We start from the raw sequence: 26,951 nt of genomic DNA, 5'->3' as shown, positions 1-26,951 counted from the left end.
GAGCGGGACGGCGTCCGGTCGCGAGGCCCGCCGTGGCCGGCGGCCGCGCGATCAGTCGTCGAGGGCCGCGAGCACCGTGCCGAGGTCGACGAACTTGAAGCCGGTGGCCTCGCGGTCGCCGGGGGTGTCGTCCCCGTCCTGGACGACCAGGAGGCCGCGCGGGTACCTCGGCCCGAGCGGGGCGTTGAGGGCGGCGGCGCCGTCGCACTCCTGGACGCCGTCCACCGTCGCCGACGCGGTGACGCGGAAGCCGCCCTCGTACTCGTTGCCGTCGTCGGGCTCCCGGTCGTAGGCGGCGAACGTGTCGTCGCCCTGGCTGGACGCCAGCACGTAGCCGTCGCCGCCGCGCTCGGTGAGCAGGGTCAGGCCCTCGACGTCCGCGGCCAGCCGCTCACCGCCGAACCCGGGGTCGGCGCCGGGTGCGCACTCTTCGGTCGCCGGGTCGTACGTGCCCGGCACCCCGTACTCCCCGACCCTGTCCACCAGCCGCGGCGCGCCGGTGAGGTCGGCCCGGACGCGCCACAGGCCCACGTCCTCCTGACCCGCGTAGAGCGTGCCGTTCGCGGGGTCGACCACCATGCCCTCCACCTGGGGCAGTTCGCCCGGCTCGCCGCAGGGCGTCCAGGTCTTCCCGTCGGGCAGCCGGAACGACGCGGGCAGGGAGATGCTCCGCACCTTCCGGTACGTGACGGTGCCCGCGGACGTGCCCTTCAGTTCGAGCAGCGCGATGGCCGTCCGGCTCCGCCGGCTGACCAGGGCGTACGAGCGGCCCGTCCTGCGATCCGTCCAGGTCGCGAGCCCGTACGCGGTCGCCTGCTCGTTGACCTCCCCCTGGTCGGCGGAGAAGACGCGGGGCGCCGCCGGGTCGGTGACGTCGGTGAGCGGCCCGCCGGGACGCGACGGGTCGATCCGGTAGATCCGCAGCCGGTCGTGGCCGCGGTCGCTGGTCACCGCGACGTCCGCCCTGCGCGCTCCCGCGCGCAGCCCGTTCACCAGGTCGACGTTGTTGAACCGGCCCGGCGCGTCCCCGGGTCCGGGCGCCGCCGGAGCGGGGATCGACTGGACCAGGCGGGCGTCCAGGTCGTAGACCCGCAGTCCGCCCTCCTTCGCGGTGGCGACGACCAGGCTCCGGCCGGGGTCGGCGGCGTCGCGCCAGATCGCCGGATCGTCCGCGTCGGCGTTCCCCCCGGCCTCGTCGTCGTGCAGGGGCGGGGTCTCGGCGCGGGGCGTGACGGCGGCGATGTCCGCGTACGCGGGCGTCCCCGCCGCCAGGACGGCGAGGGCGGCACCGCCGGCCATCCACCGGTGCGCACGGAACGTCAGGAGGGTCGAGAGCATGGCGGGATCGTAAAGCCGTCCGATGACCGCTCCCAGGCCCAAGCTGAACGCGTCTCCGGCCACCGGATGAACGCCGGGTGCGCTCCTTCACTCCTCGCCCGGGGCTTCCAGCAGGGTGTCGAGAAGGGCGCTCGCCCGGAGCAGGTGCCGGGAACGCGAGTTCAGGGCGGTTTCCCGCGCGTGGAGCGCACCCCTGATCTCGTCCACGTCGCGTCGGCGCACGCGCGGCATCAGCTCCCTCAGCGACGGGATCCGGTGGCCGGCCTGGCGGAGCTGATGAACGATCCGCGCGTCCCGGACGTCCTCCGGCGCGTACCTGCGGCTCCCCCGCGCCGACCGCGCCGGGGCGATGAGCCCCTCGGCCTCCCAGTGCCGCAGGGCCGACGTCCGCACACCGAGCGCGCCGGCGAGTTCGGAGACGGTCATCGCGTCGCCCGGCCCGGCCTCGCCGAGCGGTTCACCGGCGATCGCCGCGGCCGCCTCCCGCGCGAGCCGCAGTCCTTCGCGCTCGGCATGCAGCCGGACGTGGGCGGTCTCGATCAGCGAGCAGATCGTCGGCGCGGGCGCGCGATGAACGGCCCGCATGATCCGCTTCGCCTGGACGGGGCCGACGGCGACCGCCAGCGCCCGATACGCGAGCGCGGACCGCACGTGGACGTCGGCGAACACCCGGTACCCCGACGGCGTGCGCGCCGCGGGCGGGAGCACCCCTTCCCGTTCCAGCACCCTCACCTGCTGCACCGAGCACCCGGCCCGCCGCGCGACGTCCACGGGACGCAGCCCCCTGTGTAGGCTCTGCTCCCGCTGACCAGGTGCTCCAGGGCCAACAGTCTTCATGAGCACGTCAATGTAACGCTTGAAGCATGAGGATCAGCGACATCATCGAACTCGTCGGCGCTCTGGAAGGCGTCCTCGTCCTGACACCGCGGGAGGGCGACGGCTCCCCGGAGATCGCCTGGGGCGACGTGTTCTTCTACTACGCGCCCGACGGTGCGGTCCCGAGGTCACAGCCGTTCGCGACGATCGTGACCAAGGACTACCCGGACGACACCGCGTCCCGCCTCGACCGCCCGGACACGTTCCGCCTGAACATCGCCGCGAGCATGGAGGAGTTCCGCCACTGGACGGCGACCGCGCCCGAAACGCCCGACGCCTCCGACGTGATCATTCCGCACCCGGTCTACGGGTCGCTGCACTGGCTCGCCGTCGTCAACCCCGGGCCCGAGACGACCGCAGCGGTGAAGGCGCTGCTGGAAGCGGCCCACCACCGAGCCCGCGAGCGTCACGACCGCCGCGCCGCCCTGTAAGGCGAGGTCGTGGCTCAGGGCAGGTCGTACGCGCCGCGCTTCGCCACCGCGAGGAAAGCCCCCCACTCCGCCCGAGAAAATCCCAGCACCGGACCGGACGGGTCCTTCGAATCCCGAGTCGCAACGTTCGACCCGACGGCCGCGACCTCGACGCAGTCGGTGCCCGAACCACCGCTGAAGCTGCTCTTACGCCAACGCGCGGCGGAGGCCGTCTGCTCGCTCATGTCTCGGACGATATCCGGTCGATCAGCGTCAACGTTTCCGGTTCGGGTAGCGCGAGCTCCCGGAGCCATTCGAAGGTCGAGACATAGTGCTCGACATCCGACGGTTCGTCGACGTACCAGGTGCGAGTCATGCTGTGCAGGGTGACCACCTCAAGGATCCCGTCGGGTTCGAGGCCCATGATGACGAACGCACCGTCGACGCCGGGATTCGTCTCCACGTCGAAGGGGAGAACCTGCAACTCGATGTGGGGCAGGGACCCCATTGCCAGCAGCTTGGCGAGCTGGCCGCGCATGACATCGCGGCCACCCGTCCGCTGCCGCAGGGCCGCCTCGCCGAGCACGACGGCGATCTTCGGCGGATCGCACCGCGTGTGAATCCTCTGGCGGCGCATCCGGAAGCTGACATCGGTCTCGATCTCCTGCGGCGAGCGCCGTAAGGCGGTGCCCGAGCCACTTATCACCGCGCGGGCGTACGCCTCGCTCTGGAAGAGACCGGGTATGAGCTGGGCGTCGAAGGTTCGGATGCTGCACGTATCGGCCTCCAGCGAGACGAAGTCCACCGCTCCCGGCTCGAGTCGCTCGTTGAAGTCATGCCACCAGCCGTCCTGCCGTCCTTGTGCCGCGAGGGAAAGGAGGCGCGTCCGCAGTAGCTCGTCCGTGACGCCGTACATGTCGAGAATGTGCTTGAGGTCACGCGGACGAATGGCCCTGTGGCCGTTCTCGTAGGCGCTGAGAGACGCTTGGGAGCGGTCAAGAAGACGGCCGGCCGCACCTTGTGTCAACCCGAGGTCGTCGCGGAATGCGCGCAGGGCGTCGCCGATCCTTCTCCGGCGGTACGTCTGCCGATCATCATCCCCCATGTATCGAGGCTGTCACGCTGTGTTCTTGATCGGTTCCGCCTCGCGGAACTTAGAGATATTCGTTCTTCGATGCTTCGCGGTGTTCGACGGGGCCGCAGGTGAATACACGTCACCTCCCCGGAACGTATTGAGGGGGTGACGGAGGGCGATCAGCCTGGCGGGTGACATCTCGAGGAGGGATCACGATGACACCCGGACTGGATCTGCTCGCCGTGCTGACGCTTCCCGGTGTGGAGCGGTCGGCGCGGCACGCGCGGGGCTTCCTGCGGGACACGCTGGTGCCCGCGCACGTGCGGCCCGGGGACGCCGTGCTGGACGACATGGCGCTCGTCGTGGGCGAGTTCGCGGCCAACGGCGTCCGGCACACGGCGTCGGGCCGGGGCGGGAAGATCAGCATCGCGCTGTGGGCCGGGGCCGGGGTGCTGCGGGCCGAGGTCGCGGACGACGGGGCCGGTGGAGCTCGGCCCCGGATGCGGGACGGGGCGGATGGGGAGGCCGGGCGCGGCCTCCACATCGTGGCCGCCCTCGCGGCGCGGTGGGGCCACCGCCCGGACGGCGACCGGACGGTGGTGTGGGCCGAGTTCCCCCACTCGTGAGGCCCCGCGGTCACCCGCGGGGCCCAGGCCACCTCAGAGGACCTTCAGCTTGCCCTTCCGGAAGGTGAAGCCGCGCGTCCACATCTCGACTTCGGCCTCCTTCCACGCCGTGCGGTCGAGGATCACGCGGCCACCGCGAGCCACCTGCATCCGGAAACCCGCGTCCGCCGTGAACTCGACCAAGAGAGCGCGGCCCTCGCGCAGGTCGATCGTCTTGACGTTGCGCGACGTCGTCACGAATGCCAGGTGTCCGGACCCGCGCTCACACGTCCTCAGGCTTCCGTCGCACCGGATGATGGCGCGGGTCATGTCGATCGGCGCGCCGCTGAGCGAGGTGAACGTGACGGTGAAGCTGGTGACCGCGGACGCCTGGGCGGGCGTGGCGGTCAGGCCGAGGGGAAGGGCGAGCCCGGCCACGAACGTGGCGAGGGCGGCGGAGCGGCGCATGGAACCTCACATGACATAGTGCGCATATCGGACAACTCAGAGTAGGATCGCGTCCGGAGTGCTCCGTCCTCGCGCTTCCGGCGGCGGTGCACCGGTTGATCGTTTCGAATCAAGGGAACGACCCGTCCGGACAAGGGGTGACGAGGGGGCGCCGATGAGCGACGAGTTCCGGAACCTGCACGCGGCGGGCCGTCCGCTGCTGCTGCCGAACGTGTGGGATTACGCGGGCGGGGCGGCCCTCGCGCGTGCCGGGTTCGCTGCGATCGGCACGACGAGCCTCGGGGTCGCGGCGGCGGCCGGGCGGGCGGACGCCGCCGGGAAGACCAGGCACGAGACGATCGCGCTCGCGAAGGCCCTCGTCCGGCTGCCGGTGCACGTCACGGTCGACATCGAGGGCGGGTTCTCCACCGTCCCGGAGGACGTCGCGGCGCTGGTCGCGGAACTGGCGGGGCTCGGCGTCGCGGGGGTGAACCTGGAGGACGGGCGGCCCGCCGGGGCCCTCGCCCCACTGCACGATCACGCGGAGGTGCTGCGGGCCGTGAAGGCCTCGGCGCCGGGCGTGTTCCTCAACGCCCGCATCGACACCTACTGGCTCGCGCAGGGGCAGCCGGTGCTGGAGGAGACGCTCCGGCGGGTCCGCGCCTACGCCAACGCGGGGGCGGACGGCGTGTTCGTCCCCGGCATCGCCGCCGACGGCGACATCCGGGCCGTCCTCGACCATGTGCCGCTGCCGCTGAACGTCCTCTACCTCCCGGGCAGGACGGACATCAAGCGGCTCGGCGATCTGGGCGTGCACCGCATCAGCACCGGCTCCCTGCTGTTCCGTGAGGCGCTCCGGGCGGCGGTCGCCCTGGCCCTGGACATCGCCGGCGAGGACGGCGGCGCGTACCCCGTGCCGTCCTACGACGACGTCCAGGACCTGATCGGCGGCTAGGGGCGGCGGGCGGCGACGGCCTTGCGGTGGGCGTCGACGGCGGCGCGCAGGAACGCGGACGAGCCGGCCAGCAGGCCGGGACGGCGCTCGGCGGCCAGCGCGGCGAGGCGGTGCAAGGGGATCACCGTCTGCAGGAAGCCCGGCGGGGTGTTCGAACGGACCATCGGGATGCGGTCGTAGGCGTCGGACAGGCCGAGGTCCTGGTAGCCCCATCGGCACGGGACGTCGCGCAGCAGGCACTCCCCCAGGTAGCGGACGGCGCCCTCGATGAACGGGTCGCCGCCCGCCGCGATCACGGCCGCGCGGTCCGGGTACCGGTCGAGGACGAGCCGCTCCAGCGCGGCCAGGGACGCGGCCGAGAAGTCGAAGGGGAACCCGGCGGGCAGGCAGGCGACCCGCCACTCGCCCAGGGCGTCGGCCATGCCGTCGGTCCAGCGGTCGAGGAAGGCGCGGGCCGGCGGGGTCATCCGGGCGCGGTCGGCCTGCATGTACCAGTCGAGCGTGCCCGGGTCGGCGGTGGGCGGCTCGGCGGGCGGCGCCTTCACCCGGTCGAGGCCCTCCAGGTCGAGGCCGTACTCGTCGCGCAGGACGCGGGCCTGCTCGGGCGTCGCGAGGACGTAGGCGTCGTCCTCGTCGGGGTCCTCGCCGGGCAGCGCGTAGAACATGCGGGGGTCGCCGGCGGGTTCGAGGTCGTCGACGCACTCCATGATCGTCTGAAGGTCGAGGCGGCCCGGCTCGGGGTGCTCGACCGCCCACCACACCGGCTCGCCGCCGCGCAGGAAGTGCAGGCTCTCGTCGCCGTCCTCGTCCACGACCAGCTCGACGTCGGCGACGGGCGCGCCGCCGCACGCCGCGGCGTCCTCTAGGAACTCGCGGTAGGCCGCCTCCAGGTCGGCGACCTCGCCGGCCGGCGCCCACACGACGAGCCCGCACGCGTCGAGGAACCCGAGGACGTCGGCGCCGTCCGCGTCCTCCGTCGCGATGCCGAGCTCGTTCAGCCTGCGGTACGTCGTGTCAGCCATGCGGGGATCATGGCAGCAACCCCCGACGTTCCGCGCGCCCGGACGGGGTCAGTGGCCGGACACGGCCCCGGCCAGCCGGGCGAGGACGGACGTCTTCGCGTCCGGTGACGCGGCCTCCCGGCCGTCGGCGGCCCGGAACAGGCCGTACATGGCCTGGACGCCCAGCCAGCGCAGGGGTTCCGGCTCCCAGCGGCGGACGCGGTGGCCGACCCACGGCAGGGCGGTGAGCGCCGTGTCCTCCCCCAGCACCAGGTCGCGGAGGGTGCGCCCGGCGAGGTTGGCGGTGGCGACGCCGTGCCCGGTGTAGCCGCCCGCGTGGCCGAGTCCGGTCACGCGGTCGAGGGTGACGGTCGCGCACCAGTCGCGCGGCACGCCGAGGACGCCCGACCAGGCGTGCGCGACCCGCTCCCCCGACGCGGCGGGGAACATCGCGGTGAGCATCGACCAGAGGGCGCCGACCGTGGCGGGATCGGTGCGCCCGCCGTCGTCGATCCGGGACCCGTACCGGTAGGGCTTCCCGCGCCCGCCGAGGGCGATGCGGCCGTCCGCGGTCCGCTGGGCGTAGACGTAGTAGTGGGCGGCGTCGCCGAGGAGCTCGCGGCCGTCCCAGCCGATCTCCCGCCACACCGCGTCCGGCAGCGGCGTCGTGACGATCATGGAGCTGTTCATCGGCAGCCAGTCGCGGCGGTGCCCGGTGATCCCGGCGGTGAAGCCCTCGGTGGCGCGGACGACGTACTCGGCCGTCACGTCGCCGTGCGGGGTGACCGCGCGGGCGGGCGCGCCGCCGCGCCGGGGCTCGATCCGCAGGACGGGCGTCCGCTCGTGGATCTCGACGCCGAGCCGCCGTACGGCCCCGGCGAGCCCCTGGACGAGCGCGGCGGGCTGCACGCGGGCGCAGTGCGGGGACCACGCGGCGGCGGTCGCGCCCGCGACGCGGAGCCGGTCGTCGCGCGCGGCGTCCGGGAGCAGCATCAGGTCGTCCTCGCCCCAGCCCCATGCCCGGGACTGTGCCACCAGCCCCTCGAGACGCTCGCGCTGGGCGGCGTTGCGGGCGACCGTCAGGACGCCGCCCTTCACCACGTCCGCCGCGACGCCCTCCTGCGCGGCGGCCCGCAGGACCTCGTCGACCGCGTCCCACATCGCGTGCTGGAGGGCGATCGCGGCGGGCCGGCCGTGCCGGGCGGCGTACCGCTCCACCGAACCGGCGACCTCGCCGAGCAGCCAGCCGCCGTTGCGGCCGGACGCGCCGTACCCGGCGAACTCCCGCTCCAGGACCGTCACCCGCAGGCCGGGACGCGCCTTCTTCAGGTAGTACGCCGTCCAGAGGCCGGTGTACCCGGCGCCGACGACGCACACGTCGGCGGACGCGGGGCCCGGCAGCGGCGGGCCGGGCTCGGGGCGTCCGGACACCCGGTACCAGTAGGAGACGTCGCCGTTGCGGAATCCGGGGGCCAGCGGAGCCACGCTCATGGGCCCATCCTGTGGCATTGCGCAGTGAAGGCGCCATAGAACGATCGGATCTATTGAAACGCGTCCACGGTTCGACGTGATCCGAACCACATCGTGCGGTCCGCCTGGTAGTAGGCCGCGCCGTCGGGACCGTCCGGGCCGTCCCGCCACGGCCGCATGCCGAGCCGCTCCGCCACGTCCGCCGAGGAGGCGTTGTCGCAGTCGATCTCGGCCGTGACCCGGGTCAGGCCCACCACCTCGAAGGCGTAGTCCAGGACGGCCCGGCACGCCTCCTCCGCGTAGCCGCGCCCCCACCGGTCGGGTTCCAGGCTGTAGACGATCTCGACGTCCACCCGGCGGTCGAGGGGCCCGTCATGGCCGCGCAGCCCGGCGACCCCGATCAGCGGCCCGGCCGGCGCCGGATCGGGGCCGGCGGGCCGGAGCGCCCACAGCCCGTAGCCCTCGGTGGCGAAGTCGCGCTCGCTCACCTCGATGATCTCCGTGACCTGCGCCGGCGAGATCATCCGGTCGTCGAACAGGTGCCGCCGGACGAGCGGCCCCGTCCAGTGCGCCAGCAGCGGCCCGTGATCGCTCCAGCCGACCGGATGCAGTTCGAGCCGCCCGGTACGCAGCACCTCGCTCATCGACCTTCCCTCGCATGGTCCATCGGACGTGAATCGTTGACGGGCGGACCGGCGCCGGTGGCGATCGCCCACCGAACGCTAAGCCGTCGCGGCGGGCTCCTCAAGCCGGGTGGGGAAAGTGAAACCCCCGGCACACGATGACGTAGCGGCGGCGTAACAGGCGGCGGCGACAGTGATGCCGTCCGCACCGGGAGACCCCCGAAGGGAACGTTCCATGCCGCTCTTCCGCATCCGCACCGAGATCGAGGACCGGCCGGGCCGGCTCGCCCTGCTCACCGCCGCGCTCGCCGGCCGCGGCGCCAACATCCTCTCCCTGTCGGTCCAGGTCGGTCCCGAAGGAGTCGTCGACGAGTTCATCGTGGACGCCCCGGCCGGCGACGGCCCCGAGGCCGGCCGCGACCTCGCCGAGGCGCTCGGCGCCGCCGGGGGCGCCCGCACCGCCGTCCGCCCCGCCCGCCCGCACGACCTCGTGGACGAGCCGACCCGCGCCCTCGTCCTCGCGGCCCGGCTCGCGTCCGACCCCGACGCCGCCCCCGCCGTCCTCGCCGAGCTCCTGCGCGCCGACGACTCCGCCTGGATCGGCGGAGTCCCGCCCGCCGCCCCGGCGGACCCCTGCTCCCTCATCGTCGCGGCCGGCGGGGAGCGCGCCGTCCGGCTGCGGCGGTGGGGGCTCCCCTTCACCGCGACGGAGGAGGCCCGCGCCGCCGCCCTGCTCCGCGCCGCCGCGCCCGCCGAGCGGCCCCGGCCGGGCGTGCACACCGCCGTCCTGCGCGACGGGACGCGCGTCGCCGTCCGGCCGATCGACCCGGGCGACGCCGACGCGGTCCGCGCCCTGCACGAGCGCTGCTCCACCGACAGCCGCCGGCTGCGGTACTTCAGCCCGAAGCCGTATCCGCCGCGCCGCGCCTTCGAGAAGTTCTGCGACCCCGCGCGCGGCCGCGTCCTCGTCGCCGAGGGACCGGACGGCTCGGTGCTCGCCCTCGCGCACCTCATCCACGTCGTCGACCCGGGCGTCGCGGAGATCGCGTTCCTCGTCGAGGACGCCTGGCAGGGGCGCGGGCTCGGCCGCGTCCTCGCCACCCTGCTGCTCGACCTCGCCCGCGACCGGGGCCTCGCCGAGCTGCGCGCCACCGCGCTCAGCGAGAACGTCCGGACCCGGCGCCTGCTGACCTCCCTCGGCGGCCGCACCCGCCGCACCGCGGACCCCGCCATCCTGGAGATCAGGCTCCCGGTGGCCGCCCGTGCGCCCGTCCCGGCCACGCTGGGAGGATGGCGGGATGAGCGGCATCTATGACGACCCCTGGGCGTACGCGCTGGCCTGCTCCTTCCGGGACGTGGCGGCCGAGACCGACGCGATCCTGCGCTGGTGCGCGGCGCACGGGACGGCGGTCCGGACGGTGCTGGAGCTCGCGGCCGGGCCCGGTGAGCACGCCCGCGAGTTCGCCCGGCGGGGCCTCGCCGCGACCGCGCTCGACCTGAACCCGGTGATGTGCGCGTTCGCCGAGCGGGAGGCGAAGGCCGCCGGCGTCGCGGTCGAGGTCGTCCGGGACGACATGACCCGGTTCGACCTCGGCCGCCGCTTCGACCTCATCGTCACGATGCTGGACTCGACATCCCACCTCATGACGCTGGACGCGTTCGTCGCGCACCTGCGGCGGGCCGCCGCGCACCTCGCGCCCGGCGGCCTGTACGTGATCGAGATGTCGCATCCGCGCGACCGGCTCACCGACGAGCCCAGCGTCGGCACCGCCTGGACGGTCGAGGCGGACGGCGTGCGCGCGTCCGTCCGGTGGGGCGAGCCCGGCGACCGCCTCGACCCGGTCACGCAGATCGCCGACGACCACGTCACGATGACCATCACCGAGGGCGGGGCCACCCGCGTGATCCGCGACGTGGTGCCCTACCGGTTCTGGACGGCCACCGAGCTGGACGCCGCCGTCCGCCTCGCGGGCGGGCTGGAGGCGGTCGTCCGGCTCGGTGACTTCGACGACGCCGTGCCCCTGGACGCGCCGGACGCCTGGCGCATGATCACCGTCCTGCGGGGTCAGGGGGCGGGCGCCCAGCCCGGCATCGGGTAGGCCGCCATCAGCTCGCGGATCTCGGCGGCGACCCGGTCGAGCACCGCCTCGTCCGACACGTTCCGCACGACCTCGTCGATCCACGCAGCGAGCCGCGGCATCCGCTCCTCGGTGAGGCCGCGCGTGGTGATCGCGCCGGTGCCGAGCCGCAGCCCGGACGGGTCGAACGGCTTGCGCGGGTCGAAGGGCACCGCGTTGTAGTTCAGCTCGATGCCCGCGCGGTCGAGGGCCTGCGCGGCGGGCTTGCCCGCGACCCCCTTGTTCGTCAGGTCGATGAGGACGAGGTGGTTGTCGGTGCCGCCGGAGATCAGGTCGTAGCCGCGCTCGGCCAGCGCCGCCGCGAGCGCCTTCGCGTTCGCGACGACCTGCCGCGCGTAGGCCGCGAAGCCCGGCTCGGCGGCCTCCTTCAGCGCGACCGCGATCGCGGCCGTCGTGTGGTCGTGCGGGCCGCCCTGCAGGCCAGGGAACACCGCCTTGTCGATCGCCTTCGCGTGCTCCGCCGTCGACAGGATCATGGCGCCGCGCGGGCCGCGCAGCGTCTTGTGGGTCGTCGTGGTGATGACGTCTGCGTGGCCGACAGGGGACGGGTGCGCGCCGCCCGCGATGAGCCCGGCGATGTGCGCGATGTCGGCGGCCAGCACCGCTCCGGTCTCCCGCGCGATCTCCGCGAACGCCGGGAAGTCGATCGTCCGGGGGATCGCGGTGCCACCGCACCAGATCAGCTTCGGCCGCTCCTTCAGCGCCAGGTCGCGGACCTCGTCCATGTCGACGCGGCCGGTGTCGCGGCGCACCTCGTACCGGACGGGCGTGAACCATTTGCCGGTCGCCGACACCGACCAGCCGTGCGTGAGGTGGCCGCCCATCGGCAGCGCCAGCCCCATCACCTTGTCGCCCGGCTCCAGGAACGCCATGTAGACGGCGAGGTTCGCGGGCGACCCCGAGTACGGCTGGACGTTGGCGTGCTCGGCGCCGAACAGCGCCTTCGCCCGCTCGATCGCGAGGGTCTCGATCGGGTCGACGTTCTGCTGGCCCTCGTAGTACCGCTTGCCGGCGTAGCCCTCGGAGTACTTGTTGGTGAGGACGGTGCCGGTCGCCTCCAGCACGGCGGACGACACGTAGTTCTCGGACGCGATCAGCCGGATCTTCTCGAACTGGCGGCGCGCCTCCGCCTCGACCAGCCCGGCGATGTCCGGGTCCGCGGCCTGCAGATGGGGAACGGCGGGTTCGTGCACGGCGACCTCCGCGATGCTCTCGCCGGGGCCTTGACGGGCACCCCGGCAGATGGGGACCCGTACACCCAGGCGCGCGGTGTGCGGACGGATTCGCTTCCCGGTGGTCACATCCACCTTGACTGCGCCAGTCGCGTTACGCGCCACTATAGCGGGCGCCGACCACCGGGACCGGACGCACGGACCCCGCCTCAGCCGTCAACGACCGGAACCGTCGCGATCGCGAGCGAAGCCGGGTTCGAGCGAAGCGAGAACCTGATCGCGCAGCGAGCCTCCGGGCGAGTCGGAGCGATGCAGCGATCGCACGCGGCGCCCGTAGAAGGGCGGCCGTCAAGGCCCGACGCCGAGGGCGACGCAATGAAGACGGCGGGGCCGGGCGCCGTGGCGCCCGGCCCCGCGAACGGAACGATCAAGCTCTGCCCGCGGCCTCCAGGGCGCGCTTCACGGCGGCGCGCTTCTCGCGGAGCTTGGCGAGGGCCTCCTCGAGGATCGCCTCGCCGTCGGCGTCGCTGCGGCGCTCCTTCACGTACGCGAGGTGCGTCTTGTACGGCTCCGTCTTCGGCGGGGCCGGAGGGTTGTCGGCGTCCTGCCCGGCCGGGAACCCGCAGCGCGGGCAGTCCCACGTGTCGGGGATGGAGACGTCGGTGGCGAAGCTCGGCCGGGTCTCGTGCCGGTTGGCGCAGTAGAAGGTCACCCAGACGCGGGGGGCCGCGTCGCCGCGCTCCGCCTCCCCCATCGGCCCGGCCCCGACACGGCTGCCCCGAATCGCGTTGCCACTACCCACGGAATACTCCTCGTTCAGTGTGCCGCCACCGCCGGCCGAGGGGTCGGCGGCGGCGCGGTGCTCCTACGTTTGGACGGCCTGGTTCAGCCGACGCCCTTGCCCTTGAACAGCAGCCCGAGCACGACGATCGAGGCGAACCAGACGACGCCGACCCCGATGGTGAGCCGGTCGAGGTTGCGCTCGACCACCGACGACCCGCCGAGCGACGACGACACGCCGCCGCCGAACATGTCGGACAGTCCGCCGCCCTTGCCCTTGTGCATCAGGACGAGGACCACCATCAGCAGGCTCGCGACGATGAGCACGATGGACGTTGCGAGGATCACAGTTCAGCGCCTTCTCTGGGCCACCCCCGCGGACGCGGGGCTTGGGTCGTTCAGGGACGGAGGTCGAGCCGGACGGTTTGCCCGTCAGCTACGAAGGGTACGACGAACTCTTCGCTGGTTCGGCAAGAACCCCCATGACACGGCGAATTGATCAGAATTGATCAGGCCGGGAGCTCCCGGTACCGGCAGATCTTGACGAACTCCCCCGGGTCGAGGCTGGCGCCGCCGACCAGGGCTCCGTCCACATCGTCCTGCGCCATCAGCTTCGCGATGTTATCGCCCTTCACCGAGCCGCCGTACAGGATGCGCACGGCGTCGGCCACGCCGCCGTCGTACAGCTCGGCGAGCCGCGTCCGGATCGCGCCGCAGACCTCCTGCGCGTCCTGCGGAGTGGCGACCTCGCCGGTGCCGATCGCCCAGACCGGCTCGTAGGCGATCACGCTGCGCCGCACTTGGTCGGCCGGGATCTTGTCGAGGGATCCGTCGACCTGGGCGAGGACGTGCTCGACGTGCCGTCCGGCCTTGCGGACCTCGAGGCCCTCCCCCACGCACACGATCGGGGTGACGTCCTCGGCCAGCGCGGCCCTGGCCTTGGCGTTGACGAGCGCGTCGTCCTCGTGGTGGTACTCGCGCCGCTCGGAGTGGCCGACCAGGACATGCGAGCAGCCGAGCTTGGCCAGCATCGACGCGGCGATCTCGCCGGTGTAGGCGCCGGACGCGTGCGCCGACACGTCCTGCGCGCCGTACATGATCGCGTACCGGTCGGCCTCGATCACCGTCTGCACGGAGCGCAGGTCGGTGAACGGCGGGACGACGACAATGTCGGCGGCCTCGTGGTCGGGCTCCTTGAGCGCGAACGCCATCTTCTGGACGAGCAGGATCGCGTCCAGGTGGTTCTTGTTCATCTTCCAGTTGCCGGCGATGAGCGGCTTCCGGGCGGGGGTCGCGGCGGCCATGGTTCAGTCCTCCAGTGCCAGCAGGCCGGGCAGCGCCTTGCCCTCGAGGTATTCGAGGCTGGCGCCGCCGCCGGTCGAGATGTGGGAGAAGGCGGTCTCGTCGAAGCCGAGCTGCCGGACGGCCGCGGCGGAGTCGCCGCCGCCGACAACGGTGAACGCGCCGGAATCGAGCAGGCCCTGCGCGACGGCGCGGGTGCCGTGCGCGTAGGGCTCCATCTCGAACACGCCCATGGGGCCGTTCCAGAACACGGTCCGCGCACCGGCGAGGCGGGACGCGAACAGCTTGCCGGACTCGGGGCCGATGTCGAGGCCGAGGCGGTCGGCGGGGATCGCGTCGGCGGGCACGACCGCGTGCTCGGCGTCGGCGGCGAACGCCTCCGCGGCGACGATGTCGACCGGCAGGACGAACTCGACGCCCGCCTCGCTCGCGCGCCGCAGGTACTCGCGGCAGGTGTCGAGCTGGTCCTCCTCCAGAAGGCTCCTGCCGACCTCGTGGCCCTGCGCCTTCAGGAAGGTGAACACCATGCCGCCGCCGATGAGGATGCGGTCGGCCTTGCCGAGCAGGTTGTCGATGACGCCGAGCTTGTCGGACACCTTCGACCCGCCGAGCACGACGGCGTAGGGCCGCTCGACGTCCTCGGTCAGCCTCTTCAGGACGTCGACCTCGGCGGCGATGAGGTCGCCGGCCGCGTGCGGGAGCCGCCGCGGGACGTCGTAGACGCTGGCGTGCCTGCGGTGCACCGCGCCGAACCCGTCGCCGACGTACAGCTCGGCGAGCTCCGCGAGCCGGTCGGCGAACGCGCCGCGCTCGGCGTCGTCCTTGCTGGTCTCGCCCGGCTCGAAGCGCAGGTTCTCCAGCAGCGCGACGTCGCCGTCGGCGAGGCCGGACGCGGCGGCGCGGGCGGAGGAGCCGACGACGTCGGTGGCGAACGCGACGTCGGTGCCGAGCAGCTCGCCGAGCCGAACGGCGACGGGGGCGAGGGAGAACTCGTGCTTCACCTCGCCCTTGGGCCGCCCGAGGTGGGCGCAGACGATGACCTTGGCGCCCTTGGCGCGCAGCGCGTGGATCGTGGGCAGGCTGGCCCGGATCCGCCCGTCATCGGTGATCTTCCCGTCCCGCAGCGGGACGTTCAGGTCGGCCCGGACGAGCACCCGCCGGCCGGCGACGTCCAGATCGTCAATGGTGCGCATCGGATGCGGTGTCCTTCCGGAGACGGCCGCGCCGTGGCCGCGCGGGCGCGCGACCACGGCGGGGCCGGGAGCGATCAGAGCGAGGAGCCGACCAGCTTGACGAGGTCGACGAGGCGGTTGGAGTAGCCCCACTCGTTGTCGTACCAGCCGACGACCTTCACCTGGTCGCCGATGACCTTGGTGAGCCCGGCGTCGAAGATGCACGACGACGGGTCGGTGACGATGTCGGAGGAGACGATCGGGTCCTCGGTGTAGGTGAGGTAGCCCTTCAGCGGGCCCTCCGCGGCGGCCTTGTACGCCGCGTTGACCTCCTCGACGGTGACGTCGCGGGACACCGTCGCGGTCAGGTCGGTGGCGGAGCCCGTCGGCACCGGGACGCGCAGCGCGTAGCCGTCCAGCTTGCCCTGGAGCTCCGGCAGCACCAGGCCGATCGCCTTGGCGGCGCCGGTGGAGGTCGGCACGACGTTCAGGGCGGCGGCGCGGGCGCGGCGCAGGTCCTTGTGGGGGGCGTCCTGGAGGTTCTGGTCCTGCGTGTAGGCGTGGATCGTCGTCATCAGGCCCTTCTCGACACCGAAGGTGTCGTTGAGGACCTTGGCGAGCGGCGCCAGGCAGTTCGTCGTGCAGGACGCGTTGGAGATGACCGTGTGGTTCGCCGGGTCGTACTTCTCCTCGTTGGCGCCGAGGACGACGGTGAAGTCCTCGTTCTTGGCCGGGGCCGAGATGATGACCTTCTTGGCGCCGTTGTCGGCGTGCACCTTCGCCTTGGCCCCGTCGGTGAAGAAGCCGGTGGACTCCACGACGATGTCGACGCCGAGCTCGCCCCACTTGAGGTTCGCCGGGTCGCGCTCCGCGAACGCCTTGATGGCCTTGCCGCCCACCACGATCTCGTCCGCGGTCGCGTGCACGTCCTCGCCGAGGCGGCCGAGGATGCTGTCGTACTTGAGCAGCGTCGCGAGCGTGGCGTTGTCGGTCAGGTCGTTGACCGCCACGATCTCGATGTCGGCCCCGGACGCCTTCACCGCGCGGAAGAAGTTGCGGCCGATCCGGCCGAACCCGTTGATGCCTACTCGGATGGTCACGGAACGGCTCTCCTCATGCGTCGTCTCACCCGGTGTCAGCCGGGCCGTTCACTACTCGTCATTGCGGGGATCTCCCCTCGCCCGACCCTATCCAATGCCGTCCCGGATACCCCACACCGGTCGTGTGGAACGCGCGGGTGGCGCGCGTTCGCCGGCCCGGACACCGGCGGCGCCGCTCAGGGCGCCAGCATGTCGGCGGTGAGGTTCGCCTCCGTGCCGGGGACGCCCTGGTCGAGGGCGCGCTTGTCGGCCATCGCGAGGAGGCGGCGGATGCGGCCCGCGATGGCGTCCTTGGTGAGCGGCGGGTCGGCGAGCTGGCCGAGCTCCTCCAGCGACGCCTGCTTGTGCTCCAGCCGCAGCCGGCCCGCGTTCACGAGGTGCTCGGGCGCGTCGTCGCCGAGGATCTCCAGCGCGCGCGCGACGCGGGCGCCTGCCGCGACCGCCGCGCGGGCCGACCGGCGCAGGTTGGCGTCGTCGAAGTTCGCGAGCCGGTTCGCGGTCGCCCGGACCTCGCGGCGCATCCGCCGCTCCTCCCAGGCGAGGACGCTGTCGTGCGCGCCGAGCCGGGTCAGCAGCGCGCTGATCGCGTCGCCGTCCCGGACCACGACGCGGTCGACGCCCCGCACCTCCCGCGTCTTCGCGTGGATCTTCAGCCGGCGGGCGGCGCCGACGAGGGCGAGGGCGGCCTCAGGGCCGGGGCACGTCACCTCCAGCGACATCGACCGGCCGGGCTCCGTCAGGGAGCCGTGCGCGAGGAACGCGCCCCGCCACGCCGACTCCGCGTCGCACGCCGCGCCCGCGACCACGTGCCGGGGAAGGCCGCGGACGGGCCGCCCGTTGTTGTCGATCAGGCCCGTCTGGCGCGCGAGGGACTCGCCCTCGCGGAACACCCGCACCACGTACCGGTTGCCCTTGCGCAGACCGCTCGGCGCGAGCACCACGACCTCGGAGGTGTGCCCGAACACCTCGGCGATGTCCTTGATCAGCCGGCGTGCCGCCGCCCCGGTGTCGATCTCCGCCTCGATCACGATGCGGCCGCCGACCAGATGCAGGCCCCCCGCGAACCGCAGCAGCGTCGAGACCTCCGCCTTCCGGCAGCACGGCTTCAGCACCGTCAGCCGGCTCAGCTCGTCCTTCACCACACCGGTCATCGCCATGGATGAACCCTCCCCCTCTCGGTCCCCTGCAGTCTGGCCGCCCCAGTCTTGCCGACGGCGGCCCCGCCGGGGTTCACTCGCCGAATATCTGTACGAAGGCTTGGGCGAGGCGGGCGGGCTCATGGCGCGGTGAGCCGTCGTCGGCGGCGACGTCGGCGAGCACCAGCCGGCCCCCGAGATCCTGGACGGCCTTGTCGAGCGCGTCAGGGTCGTCCACCACGCCGCGGTCGGCGAGGACGACGTCCACCCGCAGGCCGGGGGCGTGCGCGCGCAGGACCTCCAGATGCCGCTGCGGGGAGAAGTCGTCGGTCTCGCCCGGCTGCGGCGCCAGGTTCAGCGCGACGACGCGCCGGCCGCGGGCCGCGGTGAGCGCGCGCGCCAGCGCCGGGACCTTCAGGTGCGGCAGGACGCTCGTGAACCACGATCCGGGGCCGAACACGAGCCAGTCGGCGTCCTCGACGGCGGCGAGCGTCTCCGGGCACGCCGGCGGGTCGGCCGGCACCAGCGAGATGCCGAGCACCGCGCCGGGCGTCTTCGCGCACTCGACCTGCCCCCGCACCTGGCCGACGGCACCGGGCCGGGCCGGGTCGGCGCCCCGCACGTCCGCGACGATGTCGAGCGGGACCGCCGCCATCGGCAGGACCCGTCCGTGCGCGCCGAGCAGCCGCCCCACCCAGTCGAGGCCCGCGACCGTGGCGGAGGCGCCCGCCGGTCCGGCGCCGGGGGCGGTGTCGCCGAGCAGCTCCCAGAGGGCGACGATCAGCAGGTTGCCGACCGCGTGGTCGTGCAGGTCGCCGCCGCTGCGGAACCGGTGCTGGACGACGTCCCGCCACGTCCGGCCCCACTCGTCGTCGCCGCACAGCGCGGCGAGCGCCATCCGCAGGTCGCCGGGGGGCAGCACGCCCAGCTCGCGCCGCAGCCGGCCGCTGGAGCCGCCGTCGTCGGCGACCGTGACGACCGCCGTCAGCCGGTCGGTGACGCGGCGCAGCGCCGACAGCGAGGCGTACAGGCCGTGACCGCCGCCGAGCGCGACGACCTTCGGGCCGCTCTGCTTCACCGCGCCGCTACTCTCCCTGTCCCGGACCCGGCCGGGCGCCGGGCCTCACTCGCGGCCGAGGTCGCGATGGGCGACCCGCACGTCGAGGCCCTCGTCCCGCAGCCGGGCGGCGATCTGTTCCGCCATGGCCACACTACGGTGTTTCCCGCCCGTGCAGCCCACGGCGAGCGTCACGTAGTGCTTGCCCTCGCGCTCGTAACCGTCCGTGAGCAGCCGCAGGACCTCGGCGTAGGCGTCCAGGAACTCCTTGGCGCCGCGCTGCCCGAGCACGTAGTCGCGGACGGCGGCGTCCCGGCCGGTCTTCGGCCGCAGCTCCGGCACCCAGTGCGGGTTCGGCAGGAACCGGCAGTCGACGACGAGGTCGGCGTCCACCGGCAGGCCGTACTTGTAGCCGAAGGACACGACGGTCGCGCGCAGGCTCGACTCGCCCGTGTCGGTGCCGAAGAACCCGATGATCTTGTTGCGCAGCTCGTGCACGTTCAGCCCGCTGGTGTCGATCACCAGGTCGGCCTCCGCGCGGACCTCCCGGACGAGCTCGCGCTCCCGGGCGATGCCGTCGACGAGGCGCCCGTCGTCCTGCAGCGGGTGCGGGCGCCGGACGCTCTCGAACCGGCGCACCAGATCGGCGTCGCCCGCCTCCAGGAAGACCACCCGGGGGTGGACGCCCCGCGCCTCCAGCTCCGCGATCGAGGAGTGCAGGTCCTCGGTGAACGCGCGGCTCCGCACGTCCACGACCACCGCGATGCGGGGCACCGCGTCCTTCACCCGTCCGCCGAGGTCGGCCATCGTGGCGAGCAGCCCTGGCGGGAGGTTGTCGACGACGAACCAGTCGAGGTCCTCCAGCGACTTCGCCGCCGTGCTCCGGCCCGCCCCCGACATTCCGGTGATGATGACGATGTCCGGGATCTTCGTCTCGGTCGTCATGCCCGCTCCCCCCTGTCGTCCCCTGCGCGTCCCGTTCCGTGCAGCGCCGCGAGGATGGCCCCGGCGCTGCGCAGCCCGATGCCCGGCACCTCGGCGACCTGCTCCGGCGTCGCCTCCTTGAGCCGCTTCACCGAACCGAAGTGCTTCAGCAGCGCCGCCCGCCGCGCCGGGCCCAGCCCCGGCACGGTATCGAGCTCGCTGACCGTCATGGCCTTCGACCGCCGCTGCCGGTGGAAGGCGATCGCGAACCGGTGCGCCTCGTCCCGGACCCGCTGGACGAGGAACATGCCCTCGCTGTTGCGCGGCAGGATGACCGGATCGTCCTCGCCGGGGAGCCAGAGCTCCTCCAGCCGCTTCGCGATCCCGCACACGGCGATGTCGTCGACGCCGAGCTCGTCAAGCGCCCGCTGCGCCGCCGCGACCTGCGGGGGGCCTCCGTCGACCAGCACCAGGTTCGGGGGGTAGGCGAACCTGCGCGGCTTCCCGGTCTCCGGGTCGATCGGCTGGTGGGCGCCCTCGTCGCCCTCCGCGCTCTCCGTGTCGCCGAGCGCGTCGAGCTCGCCCATCTTCTCGCTCTCGGCGAGGTAGCGGCGGAACCTGCGGGAGATCACCTCGTGGACGGACCGGACGTCGTCCTGCCCCTCCACCCCCTTGATCGTGAACCGGCGGTACTCGCTCTTGCGGGCCAGGCCGTCCTCGAACACGACCATCGAGGCGACCACGTTCGTGCCCTGCAGGTTCGACACGTCGTAGCACTCGATGCGCAGCGGCGCGTCGTCGAGCTCGAGGGCGTCCTGGATCTCATGGAGCGCCCGGCTGCGGGTCGTGAGGTCGGACGCGCGGCGCGTCTTGTGCTGCTTCAGCGCCTCGTGCGCGTTGCGGGCGACGGTCTCCAGCAGCGCCTTCTTGTCGCCCCGCCGCGGCACCCGGAGCCGCACCGGGCCGGCGCGCCGCTCCGCGAGCAGCTCCGTCATGGCGGCCTCGTCGGGCGGCAGGGCCGGGACGAGCACCTCGCGCGGCACCGACTCGCCCTCGCCGTAGATCTGGAGCAGGAAGTCCTCGACGAGGTCGGCGGTCGAGACGTCCTCGACCTTGTCGACCACCCAGCCGCGCTGCCCCCGGATCCGGCCGCCGCGCACGTAGAACACCTGGACGGCCGCCTCCAGCTCGTCCTCGGCGAAGGCGACCATGTCGCAGTCGGTGGAGTCGGGCAGGACGACGGCCTGCTTCTCCAGCGCCCGCTCCAGGGCGCGGACGTCGTCGCGGAGCCGCGCGGCGCGCTCGTACTCCTGCGCGGCGGCCGCCTCCCGCATGTCGCCCTCGAGGCGCCTGATGAACCGGGACGTGTTCCCCGCCATGAAGTCGCAGAAGTCGTCGGCGAGGAGGCGGTGCTCCTCGGGCGAGACGCGGGCGACGCAGGGGGCGGAGCACTTGCCGATGTAGCCGAGCAGGCAGGGCCGGTCGAGCCGGTTCTGGCGCTTGAACACCCCGGCGCTGCACGTCCGGACGGGGAACACGCGCAGCAGCTGGTCGACCGTCTCGCGGATCGCCCACGCGTGCGAGTACGGCCCGAAGTAGCGGACGCCCCTGCGCTTCGCCCCGCGCATCACCATCACCCTAGGGAACTCCTCGTTCAGGGTGACCGCGAGGTAGGGATACGACTTGTCGTCGCGGTAGCGCACGTTGAACCGGGGGTCGAACTCCTTGATCCAGGAGTATTCGAGCTGGAGCGCCTCCACCTCGGTCCCGACGACCGTCCAGTCGACCCGGGCGGCCGTCGACACCATGGTCTGCGTGCGCGGATGCAGCGTGGAGAAGTCCGCGAAGTACGAGTTCAGCCGCGACCGCAGGCTCTTGGCCTTGCCCACGTAGATGACCCGGCCGTGCTCGTCGCGGAAGCGGTACACACCGGGTGACTCGGGAACGGACCCCGGTGCGGGTCGGTAGGTCGCCGGATCTGCCACAACGGAAGCCTAATGCGCGCCACCGACAGGCCGCGCTCCCGCGCGTCCCGGCACGGGTGACGGACATCTCTCCGCAAACGGCGTATAGCCCGCCGAAGATCGGAAAGGGATGCCCGGAACCGCTCCGCCGCACGCTCGAAGGAGGTCGTACCGGACGTGTCAGCGCTCTGGGCCTGGATCGTCCTGGCGGCCGTGGCCGCCACGTCCGTCATCGCCGTCGAGGGGGTGCGCCGGCTGCTGGCCGGCCGGCTCTCGGCCCGCTGGCCCGAGGCGGCCAGGGTCGCCCGCCGCGTCACCTCGCCCGCCACCGGGTTCGCGCTGGTGGTCAGCGCCAATGCCGCGATGCCGTACCGGTACCTGCCCGACGGGGTGGACGACGCCGTCCGGCATCTCATGAAGATCGCGGCGATCGGGGTCGCGACCTGGCTCGTGGTGCGGATCATCTACGCGCTCACCGATCCGCCGCTGGCCCGGCTGATGCGGATCGAGGGCGAGCGGAACCGGCGGGCGCGCCGGGCCCGGACCCAGATGCTGCTGCTGCGCCGCATCGCCGCCATGGTCATCGTCGTCCTCGCGGTCGGGGCGGCGCTGTTCACCTTCCCCGGCGTGCGCGCCGTGGGGGCGGGGGTGCTGGCGTCGGCGGGCGTCGCGGGGCTGGTCGTCGGCATCGCGGCCAAGCCCACCCTCGGGAACCTCCTGGCGGGACTCCAGCTCGCGTTCAGCGACGCGCTGCGGCTCGACGACGTCGTGGTCGTGCAGGGGCAGTGGGGGCGCGTGGAGGAGCTGACGCTCTCCTACGTGGTGGTCCACCTCTGGGACGACCGGCGGCTGATCCTGCCCGTCTCCTACTTCACCGAGCAGCCGTTCGAGAACTGGACGCGGCACACCAGCCGCGTCATCGGGTCCGTGGAGCTGCACGTGGACTGGACGGTGCCGATCGAGGAGCTCCGCGTGGAACTGCACGCCATGCTGAAGGACCATCCGCTGTGGGACCGCCGGGAATGGATCCTGCAGGCGGTCGACGTCCAGCCGAACGGCCTCGTCACGCTCCGCGCGCTGATGAGCGCCGCCGACTCCGCGAGCGCGTGGGACCTGCGCTGCGACGCCCGGGAGCACCTGATCGCCCACATTCGGGACCACTACCCGGACGCCCTCCCCCGCTTCCGCGTCGCCGATCCCGGGACGGAGCCCGCCCCGGACGGGCCCGCGGAGGAGGCCGCCGCGGACCGGGCCGTCCCCCCGCGGGACGGCCCGGTCCGGACGGCGTCGCTCAGGCGAGCTTGATCTTCCCGCCCTCGACCGTGACCTTCCGCGCGTCCAGCGGCCGGTCGGCGGGCGGGTTCACCACCGACCCGTCGGTGATGCTGAACCTACTTCCGTGGCACTTGCAGTTGATCGTGCCCCCGGCGACCTCGTTCACGTCGCAGCCCCGGTGCGTGCAGACCGACGAGAACGCCTTGAACTCGCCCGCCGCCGGCTGCGTCACGACGACCTTCTCGTCCTTGAACAGCTTCCCGCCGCCGACCGGGATCGCGCCGGCGGCGCCGAGGTCCGTGCCGCCGCCCCCGCCCTGGTTCCCGGCGTCACCCGTGGCGCCGCCGTTCCCGGCGTCACCGCCCTCGGGCTCGTCGGATCCGCCGCCGCACGCCGCGGCGAGCATCCCGGCGCCGGCCAGCCCGGCGCCGATCAGGACGCCCCTGCGCGTGTTCCCCGCGTCCGGCGCGACCTGCTCCGGCGCCGTGCCGTCCTGCTGTGCCATGGTCTCCCGCCCCTTCATCAGATGATCGCGTCACCTGGGAGCACGCGTCCCGCCCAGCGATGGTTCAATTCCGAACTAAATTCCGACGACCGTGCCGCCCTCGACCCGCACGGGGTACTCCCGGAGCCCCTCCGCCGCGGGGCCGCGGCCGACCGCGCCGTCGGCGAGGCCGAACTCGCTGCCGTGGCACGGGCAGTGGATCTTCCCGCCCGCCACCTTCGACGTCATGCAGCCCTGGTGCGGGCACACCGCGCTGAACGCCTTGAAGACGCCCGCGGACGGCTGCGTCACCACGACCTTCGCCTCGTCGACGAGCCTGCCGCCGCCGACCGGCACCTCGGCGGCGGGGAGCAGCCTGCGACCCCTGATGTCCGCGGGCGCCGCCGTCGCCCCGCCGGCCGCGCCGCAGCCCGCGAGGACCGCGGCGCCCGCCGCACCGGCGCAGCCGCACAGCACCGCGCGGCGCCCGACCCCCCGCTCGATCTCTTCGCTCATGCGCCCCATGATCCCCGACGTGCGGCGATGCTCCGGACCGGACCCGTCAGCCGAGGATCTTCTTGAGGTACTGGCCGGTGTGGCTGCCGTCGACCTCCGCGACGTCCTCGGGGGTGCCGGTCGCGACGACCGTGCCGCCCCGCGAGCCGCCTTCGGGGCCCATGTCGACGATCCAGTCGGCCGTCTTGATGACGTCGAGGTTGTGCTCGATGACGATGACCGTGTTGCCCTTGTCGACCAGGCCGTTCAGGACGCCGAGGAGCCGGCGGATGTCCTCGAAGTGGAGACCGGTGGTCGGCTCGTCCAGCACGTAGATCGTCCGGCCGGTGGAGCGCTTCTGCAGCTCGGCGGCCAGCTTCACGCGCTGCGCCTCGCCGCCCGACAGGGTCGGCGCGGGCTGGCCCAGCCGGACGTAGCCGAGCCCGACGTCGTTCAGCGTCTTCAGATGCCGGTGGATCGCGGTGATCGGCTCGAAGAACTCCGCGGCCTGCTCGATCGGCATGTCGAGGATCTCGGAGATCGTCTTGCCCTTGTAGTGGACCTCGAGGGTCTCCCGGTTGTAGCGGGCGCCGTGGCAGACCTCGCACGGGACGTAGACGTCCGGCAGGAAGTTCATCTCGATCTTGATGGTGCCGTCGCCGGAGCAGTTCTCGCAGCGGCCGCCCTTGACGTTGAAGGAGAACCGGCCCGGCTGGTACCCGCGCACCTTCGCCTCGGTCGTCTGCGCGAACAGCTTGCGGATGTGGTCGAACACGCCGGTGTAGGTCGCCGGGTTGGACCGCGGGGTGCGGCCGATCGGCGACTGGTCGACGTGCACGACCTTGTCGAGCCGGTCGACGCCGACGACCCGCTTGTGCCGCCCCGGGACGGTGCGGGCGCCGTTCAGCTGCTTGGCGAGCGTGTTGTAGAGGATGTCGTTGACCAGGGTCGACTTGCCCGACCCCGACACGCCCGTGACGGCCGTGAGGACGCCGAGGGGGAACGCCACGTCCACGTTGCGGAGGTTGTTCTGCTGCGCGCCCTTCACGACGATCTCGCGGCCCCTGGTGGGCGGCCGCCGCACCGCCGGGACCGCGATCTCCCGCCGCCCGGACAGGTAGGCGCCGGTCAGCGACCGCTCCGAGGCCAGCAGCTCGTCGACCGTGCCCGACACGACGATCTCGCCGCCGTGCTCGCCGGCGCGGGGGCCGATGTCGACGACCCAGTCGGCCGCCGCGATGGTGTCCTCGTCGTGCTCCACGACGATCAGCGTGTTGCCCATGTCGCGGAGCCGGATCAGCGTCTCCAGCAGCCGGTGGTTGTCGCGCTGGTGCAGGCCGATGGACGGCTCGTCCAGCACGTACAGGACGCCGACCAGCCCCGACCCGATCTGCGTCGCGAGCCGGATGCGCTGCGCCTCGCCACCGGCGAGGGTCGCGGACGCGCGGTCGAGCGTCAGGTAGTCGAGGCCGACGTCCAGGAGGAACCCGAGCCGCGCGTTGATCTCCTTGAGGACGCGTTCGGCGATGTGCTTCTCGCGCTCGTCCAGCTCCATCGAGAGCAGGAACTTGGCCGCCTCGCCGATCGGCAGCGCGGCCACCTCGGCGATCGAGCGGCCGCCCATCGTGACCGCGAGCACGACCGGCTTCAGCCGCGCGCCGTCGCACGCCGCGCACGGGATCTCGCGCATGTAGCCTTCGAGCTTCTCCCGGACGGCGTCGCTCTCGGACTCGGCGTGCCGCCGCTGGATGTAGGGGATCACGCCCTCGTAGGCGGTGTAGTACGACCGCGTCCGGCCGTACCGGTTCTTGTAGCTGACGTGGACCTGGGTCTCGTGCCCCTGCAGGATCGCCTTGCGCGCCTTGGCGGGCAGGCGGTCCCACGGGGTGTCGAGCCGGAAGCCCATGGCGTCGCCGAGCGCCGACAGCAGCCGCAGGAAGTACTCGCTGACGTGGCCGTTCGTCCACGGCTGGATGGCGCCCTCGGCCAGGGAGAGCTCCCCGTCGGGAACGACGAGCTCGGGGTCGACCTCCATGCGCGTCCCGAGGCCGGCGCACTCCGGGCACGCGCCGTAGGGCGAGTTGAAGGAGAAGGTGCGGGGCTCCATCTCCTCGAACGACAGGTCGTCGTACGGGCAGTAGAGGTGCTCGGAGTACATGCGGGTGCGGTGCTCGTCGTCCTCGGGGAGGTCGACGAAGTCCAGGACGATCGTGCCGCCCGCGAGGCCCAGCGCCGTCTCGACGGAGTCGGCGAGCCGCTGCCGCGCGGAGTCCTTCACCGAGAGCCGGTCGACGACCACGGCGATGTCGTGCTTCTCCTGCTTCTTCAGCTTGGGCGGCTCGTCCAGCCGGACCATCCGCCCGTCCACCAGCGCCCGCGAGAACCCCTTGGACTGCAGCTCCCGGAACAGCTCCAGGTACTCGCCCTTGCGCCCGCGGATCACGGGCGCGAGGACCTGGAACCGGGTGCCCTCCGCCAGCTCCAGGACCCGGTCGACGATCTGCTGCGGCGCCTGCCGGCTGATCGGCCGGCCGCATTCGGGGCAGTGCGGGCGCCCGATCCGGGCGTACAGCAGCCGGAGGTAGTCGTACACCTCGGTGATCGTCCCGACCGTGGACCGCGGATTCTTGCTGGTCGACTTCTGGTCGATCGACACCGCCGGGGACAGCCCCTCGATGAAGTCGACGTCGGGCTTGTCCATCTGGCCGAGGAACTGCCGGGCGTACGCCGACAGCGACTCCACGTACCGGCGCTGGCCCTCGGCGAAGATCGTGTCGAACGCCAGGCTCGACTTGCCCGACCCCGACAGACCGGTGAACACGATCATGGCGTCGCGCGGCAGGTCGAGCGAGACGTCCTTCAGGTTGTGCTCGCGTGCTCCACGAACGATGAGACGGTCATGCACGGCGTATCTTCCGGTTCCTGTTCTGGGGCGCGGTGACGAGACGTACGTCGGTCTCAGGCTAACCGCGGGGTACGACGGAATTCCCCCGACCGCACAACGACGGCGCCGGCCGCCGCATTTCCGCCGCCCCGCCCGCGGGCGACCCCTGAACCGTACACGTGTTCGAACCGGGCCCGCCACACGACCCGCGAACCCCACCCGTCCGCCCCGCCCCTTGGATCGGGATCGGGCGGTGGGGAAGGATGAT

At 72.9% G+C, this 26,951-nt stretch carries 27 protein-coding genes and 1 riboswitch; of the genes, 6 read left to right on the top strand and 21 right to left on the bottom strand.

Annotated features, from left to right (window positions below):
- Positions 1-51 precede the first annotated feature (51 nt).
- Entirely contained in the window at positions 52-1,338 is a 1,287-nt protein-coding gene (locus tag IE99_RS0110580; RefSeq protein WP_051712393.1) for a phytase, read from the bottom strand.
- 87 nt (positions 1,339-1,425) lie between these two features.
- A complete protein-coding gene (locus tag IE99_RS0110575; protein WP_245623153.1) occupies positions 1,426-2,109 on the bottom strand; it encodes a MerR family transcriptional regulator in 684 nt (227 codons plus the stop codon).
- A gap of 92 nt (positions 2,110-2,201) precedes the next feature.
- On the opposite strand from IE99_RS0110575, the gene IE99_RS0110570 reads away from it, so the two are divergent.
- Positions 2,202-2,645 carry a DUF6194 family protein gene (locus IE99_RS0110570; protein ID WP_030167513.1) on the top strand — a complete coding sequence of 148 codons (444 nt, stop codon included), beginning with the start codon at positions 2,202-2,204 and terminating at the stop codon, positions 2,643-2,645.
- A gap of 14 nt (positions 2,646-2,659) precedes the next feature.
- Here the strand turns inward: IE99_RS0110570 and IE99_RS0110565 are convergent, their stop codons facing one another.
- Entirely contained in the window at positions 2,660-2,869 is a 210-nt protein-coding gene (locus IE99_RS0110565) for a DUF397 domain-containing protein (RefSeq protein WP_030167509.1), read from the bottom strand.
- Positions 2,866-3,729, bottom strand: coding sequence for a helix-turn-helix domain-containing protein (locus IE99_RS0110560; RefSeq protein WP_030167507.1), 864 nt, complete (start codon positions 3,727-3,729; stop codon positions 2,866-2,868). Before IE99_RS0110560 ends, IE99_RS0110565 begins: the two co-directional genes overlap by 4 nt.
- Before the next feature lie 185 nt (positions 3,730-3,914).
- Here IE99_RS0110560 and IE99_RS29035 point away from each other — a divergent pair, with 185 nt between their 5' ends.
- Positions 3,915-4,325, top strand: coding sequence for an ATP-binding protein (locus IE99_RS29035; protein WP_051712368.1), 411 nt, complete (start codon positions 3,915-3,917; stop codon positions 4,323-4,325).
- 33 nt (positions 4,326-4,358) lie between these two features.
- Here IE99_RS29035 and IE99_RS0110550 read toward each other — a convergent pair whose 3' ends face one another.
- Positions 4,359-4,772, bottom strand: coding sequence for a hypothetical protein (locus tag IE99_RS0110550; protein ID WP_030167499.1), 414 nt, complete (start codon positions 4,770-4,772; stop codon positions 4,359-4,361).
- 154 nt (positions 4,773-4,926) lie between these two features.
- Between IE99_RS0110550 and IE99_RS0110545 the strand changes: the two genes are divergently transcribed.
- Positions 4,927-5,706, top strand: a complete 780-nt coding sequence (locus IE99_RS0110545; protein ID WP_030167496.1) for an isocitrate lyase/PEP mutase family protein — start codon at positions 4,927-4,929, stop codon at positions 5,704-5,706.
- Here IE99_RS0110545 and IE99_RS0110540 read toward each other — a convergent pair.
- From IE99_RS0110540 to IE99_RS0110530, 3 genes are read right to left on the bottom strand one after another with little or no spacing between them, the layout of a single operon-like run.
- Complete coding sequence (locus IE99_RS0110540; RefSeq protein ID WP_030167492.1) at positions 5,703-6,728, bottom strand: hypothetical protein; 1,026 nt, start codon at positions 6,726-6,728, stop codon at positions 5,703-5,705. The two genes, IE99_RS0110545 and IE99_RS0110540, sit on opposite strands and share 4 nt — an antisense overlap.
- A 48-nt stretch (positions 6,729-6,776) precedes the next feature.
- Positions 6,777-8,198: an NAD(P)/FAD-dependent oxidoreductase gene (locus IE99_RS0110535; protein ID WP_030167488.1), complete on the bottom strand. Its 1,422-nt coding sequence runs from the start codon at positions 8,196-8,198 to the stop codon at positions 6,777-6,779.
- A 50-nt stretch (positions 8,199-8,248) separates the two neighbouring features.
- Positions 8,249-8,821, bottom strand: a complete 573-nt coding sequence (locus IE99_RS0110530) for a GNAT family N-acetyltransferase (protein ID WP_051712367.1) — start codon at positions 8,819-8,821, stop codon at positions 8,249-8,251.
- 214 nt (positions 8,822-9,035) lie between these two features.
- On the opposite strand from IE99_RS0110530, the gene IE99_RS33395 reads away from it, so the two are divergent.
- Both IE99_RS33395 and IE99_RS0110520 read left to right on the top strand, forming a co-directional pair.
- Entirely contained in the window at positions 9,036-10,115 is a 1,080-nt protein-coding gene (locus IE99_RS33395) for a GNAT family N-acetyltransferase (RefSeq protein ID WP_030167482.1), read from the top strand.
- Entirely contained in the window at positions 10,099-10,899 is an 801-nt protein-coding gene (locus IE99_RS0110520; protein WP_030167481.1) for a class I SAM-dependent methyltransferase, read from the top strand. Before IE99_RS33395 ends, IE99_RS0110520 begins: the two co-directional genes overlap by 17 nt.
- On the opposite strand, the gene IE99_RS0110515 is transcribed toward IE99_RS0110520, so the two are convergent.
- The 10 genes from IE99_RS0110515 to uvrC form a co-directional block, all read right to left on the bottom strand.
- Positions 10,866-12,131 (bottom strand): serine hydroxymethyltransferase, encoded by a 1,266-nt coding sequence (locus IE99_RS0110515; RefSeq protein WP_030167480.1) that lies wholly within the window; start codon positions 12,129-12,131, stop codon positions 10,866-10,868. The two genes, IE99_RS0110520 and IE99_RS0110515, sit on opposite strands and share 34 nt — an antisense overlap.
- A gap of 56 nt (positions 12,132-12,187) precedes the next feature.
- Positions 12,188-12,273: riboswitch (ZMP/ZTP riboswitch) on the bottom strand.
- Positions 12,274-12,537: 264 nt separating this feature from the next.
- Positions 12,538-12,912 (bottom strand): RNA polymerase-binding protein RbpA, encoded by a 375-nt coding sequence (locus tag IE99_RS0110510; RefSeq protein ID WP_084219418.1) that lies wholly within the window; start codon positions 12,910-12,912, stop codon positions 12,538-12,540.
- Positions 12,913-12,995: 83 nt separating this feature from the next.
- Positions 12,996-13,238 (bottom strand): preprotein translocase subunit SecG, encoded by a 243-nt coding sequence (gene secG / locus IE99_RS0110505; RefSeq protein WP_030167478.1) that lies wholly within the window; start codon positions 13,236-13,238, stop codon positions 12,996-12,998.
- Between the two features lie 161 nt (positions 13,239-13,399).
- Positions 13,400-14,194, bottom strand: coding sequence for a triose-phosphate isomerase (tpiA, locus tag IE99_RS0110500; protein WP_030167476.1), 795 nt, complete (start codon positions 14,192-14,194; stop codon positions 13,400-13,402).
- A 3-nt stretch (positions 14,195-14,197) separates the two neighbouring features.
- A complete protein-coding gene (locus IE99_RS0110495; RefSeq protein WP_030167474.1) occupies positions 14,198-15,385 on the bottom strand; it encodes a phosphoglycerate kinase in 1,188 nt (395 codons plus the stop codon).
- A gap of 74 nt (positions 15,386-15,459) precedes the next feature.
- Positions 15,460-16,464, bottom strand: coding sequence for a type I glyceraldehyde-3-phosphate dehydrogenase (gene gap / locus IE99_RS0110490; RefSeq protein ID WP_030167472.1), 1,005 nt, complete (start codon positions 16,462-16,464; stop codon positions 15,460-15,462).
- Between the two features lie 176 nt (positions 16,465-16,640).
- Positions 16,641-17,621: a DNA-binding protein WhiA gene (gene whiA / locus IE99_RS0110485; protein ID WP_030167470.1), complete on the bottom strand. Its 981-nt coding sequence runs from the start codon at positions 17,619-17,621 to the stop codon at positions 16,641-16,643.
- A gap of 73 nt (positions 17,622-17,694) precedes the next feature.
- Positions 17,695-18,678: a gluconeogenesis factor YvcK family protein gene (locus IE99_RS0110480; RefSeq protein WP_030167467.1), complete on the bottom strand. Its 984-nt coding sequence runs from the start codon at positions 18,676-18,678 to the stop codon at positions 17,695-17,697.
- A 45-nt stretch (positions 18,679-18,723) separates the two neighbouring features.
- Positions 18,724-19,602 (bottom strand): RNase adapter RapZ, encoded by an 879-nt coding sequence (rapZ, locus tag IE99_RS0110475; RefSeq protein ID WP_030167464.1) that lies wholly within the window; start codon positions 19,600-19,602, stop codon positions 18,724-18,726.
- The gene (gene uvrC / locus IE99_RS0110470; RefSeq protein ID WP_051712366.1) at positions 19,599-21,566 is read right to left on the bottom strand and encodes an excinuclease ABC subunit UvrC; all 1,968 of its coding nucleotides are present in this window, start codon (positions 21,564-21,566) and stop codon (positions 19,599-19,601) included. Before uvrC ends, rapZ begins: the two co-directional genes overlap by 4 nt.
- Positions 21,567-21,722: 156 nt before the next feature.
- Here uvrC and IE99_RS29030 point away from each other — a divergent pair, with 156 nt between their 5' ends.
- On the top strand, positions 21,723-22,850 hold the full coding sequence (locus IE99_RS29030) for a mechanosensitive ion channel family protein (RefSeq protein WP_051712365.1): 1,128 nt from the start codon (positions 21,723-21,725) through the stop codon (positions 22,848-22,850).
- On the opposite strand, the gene IE99_RS0110460 is transcribed toward IE99_RS29030, so the two are convergent.
- From IE99_RS0110460 to uvrA, 3 genes are all read right to left on the bottom strand, one after another.
- Positions 22,837-23,325 carry a Rieske (2Fe-2S) protein gene (locus IE99_RS0110460; protein WP_030167455.1) on the bottom strand — a complete coding sequence of 163 codons (489 nt, stop codon included), beginning with the start codon at positions 23,323-23,325 and terminating at the stop codon, positions 22,837-22,839. The two genes, IE99_RS29030 and IE99_RS0110460, sit on opposite strands and share 14 nt — an antisense overlap.
- A 75-nt stretch (positions 23,326-23,400) precedes the next feature.
- Positions 23,401-23,820 carry a Rieske (2Fe-2S) protein gene (locus tag IE99_RS0110455; protein WP_030167453.1) on the bottom strand — a complete coding sequence of 140 codons (420 nt, stop codon included), beginning with the start codon at positions 23,818-23,820 and terminating at the stop codon, positions 23,401-23,403.
- A gap of 46 nt (positions 23,821-23,866) precedes the next feature.
- Positions 23,867-26,704 (bottom strand): excinuclease ABC subunit UvrA, encoded by a 2,838-nt coding sequence (gene uvrA / locus IE99_RS0110450; RefSeq protein WP_030167437.1) that lies wholly within the window; start codon positions 26,702-26,704, stop codon positions 23,867-23,869.
- Positions 26,705-26,951 lie beyond the last annotated feature (247 nt).

Source organism: Spirillospora albida, from assembly GCF_000718255.1.
GTDB lineage: Bacteria > Actinomycetota > Actinomycetes > Streptosporangiales > Streptosporangiaceae > Spirillospora > Spirillospora albida.
This window is presented reverse-complemented; position numbering and strand designations above follow the sequence as displayed.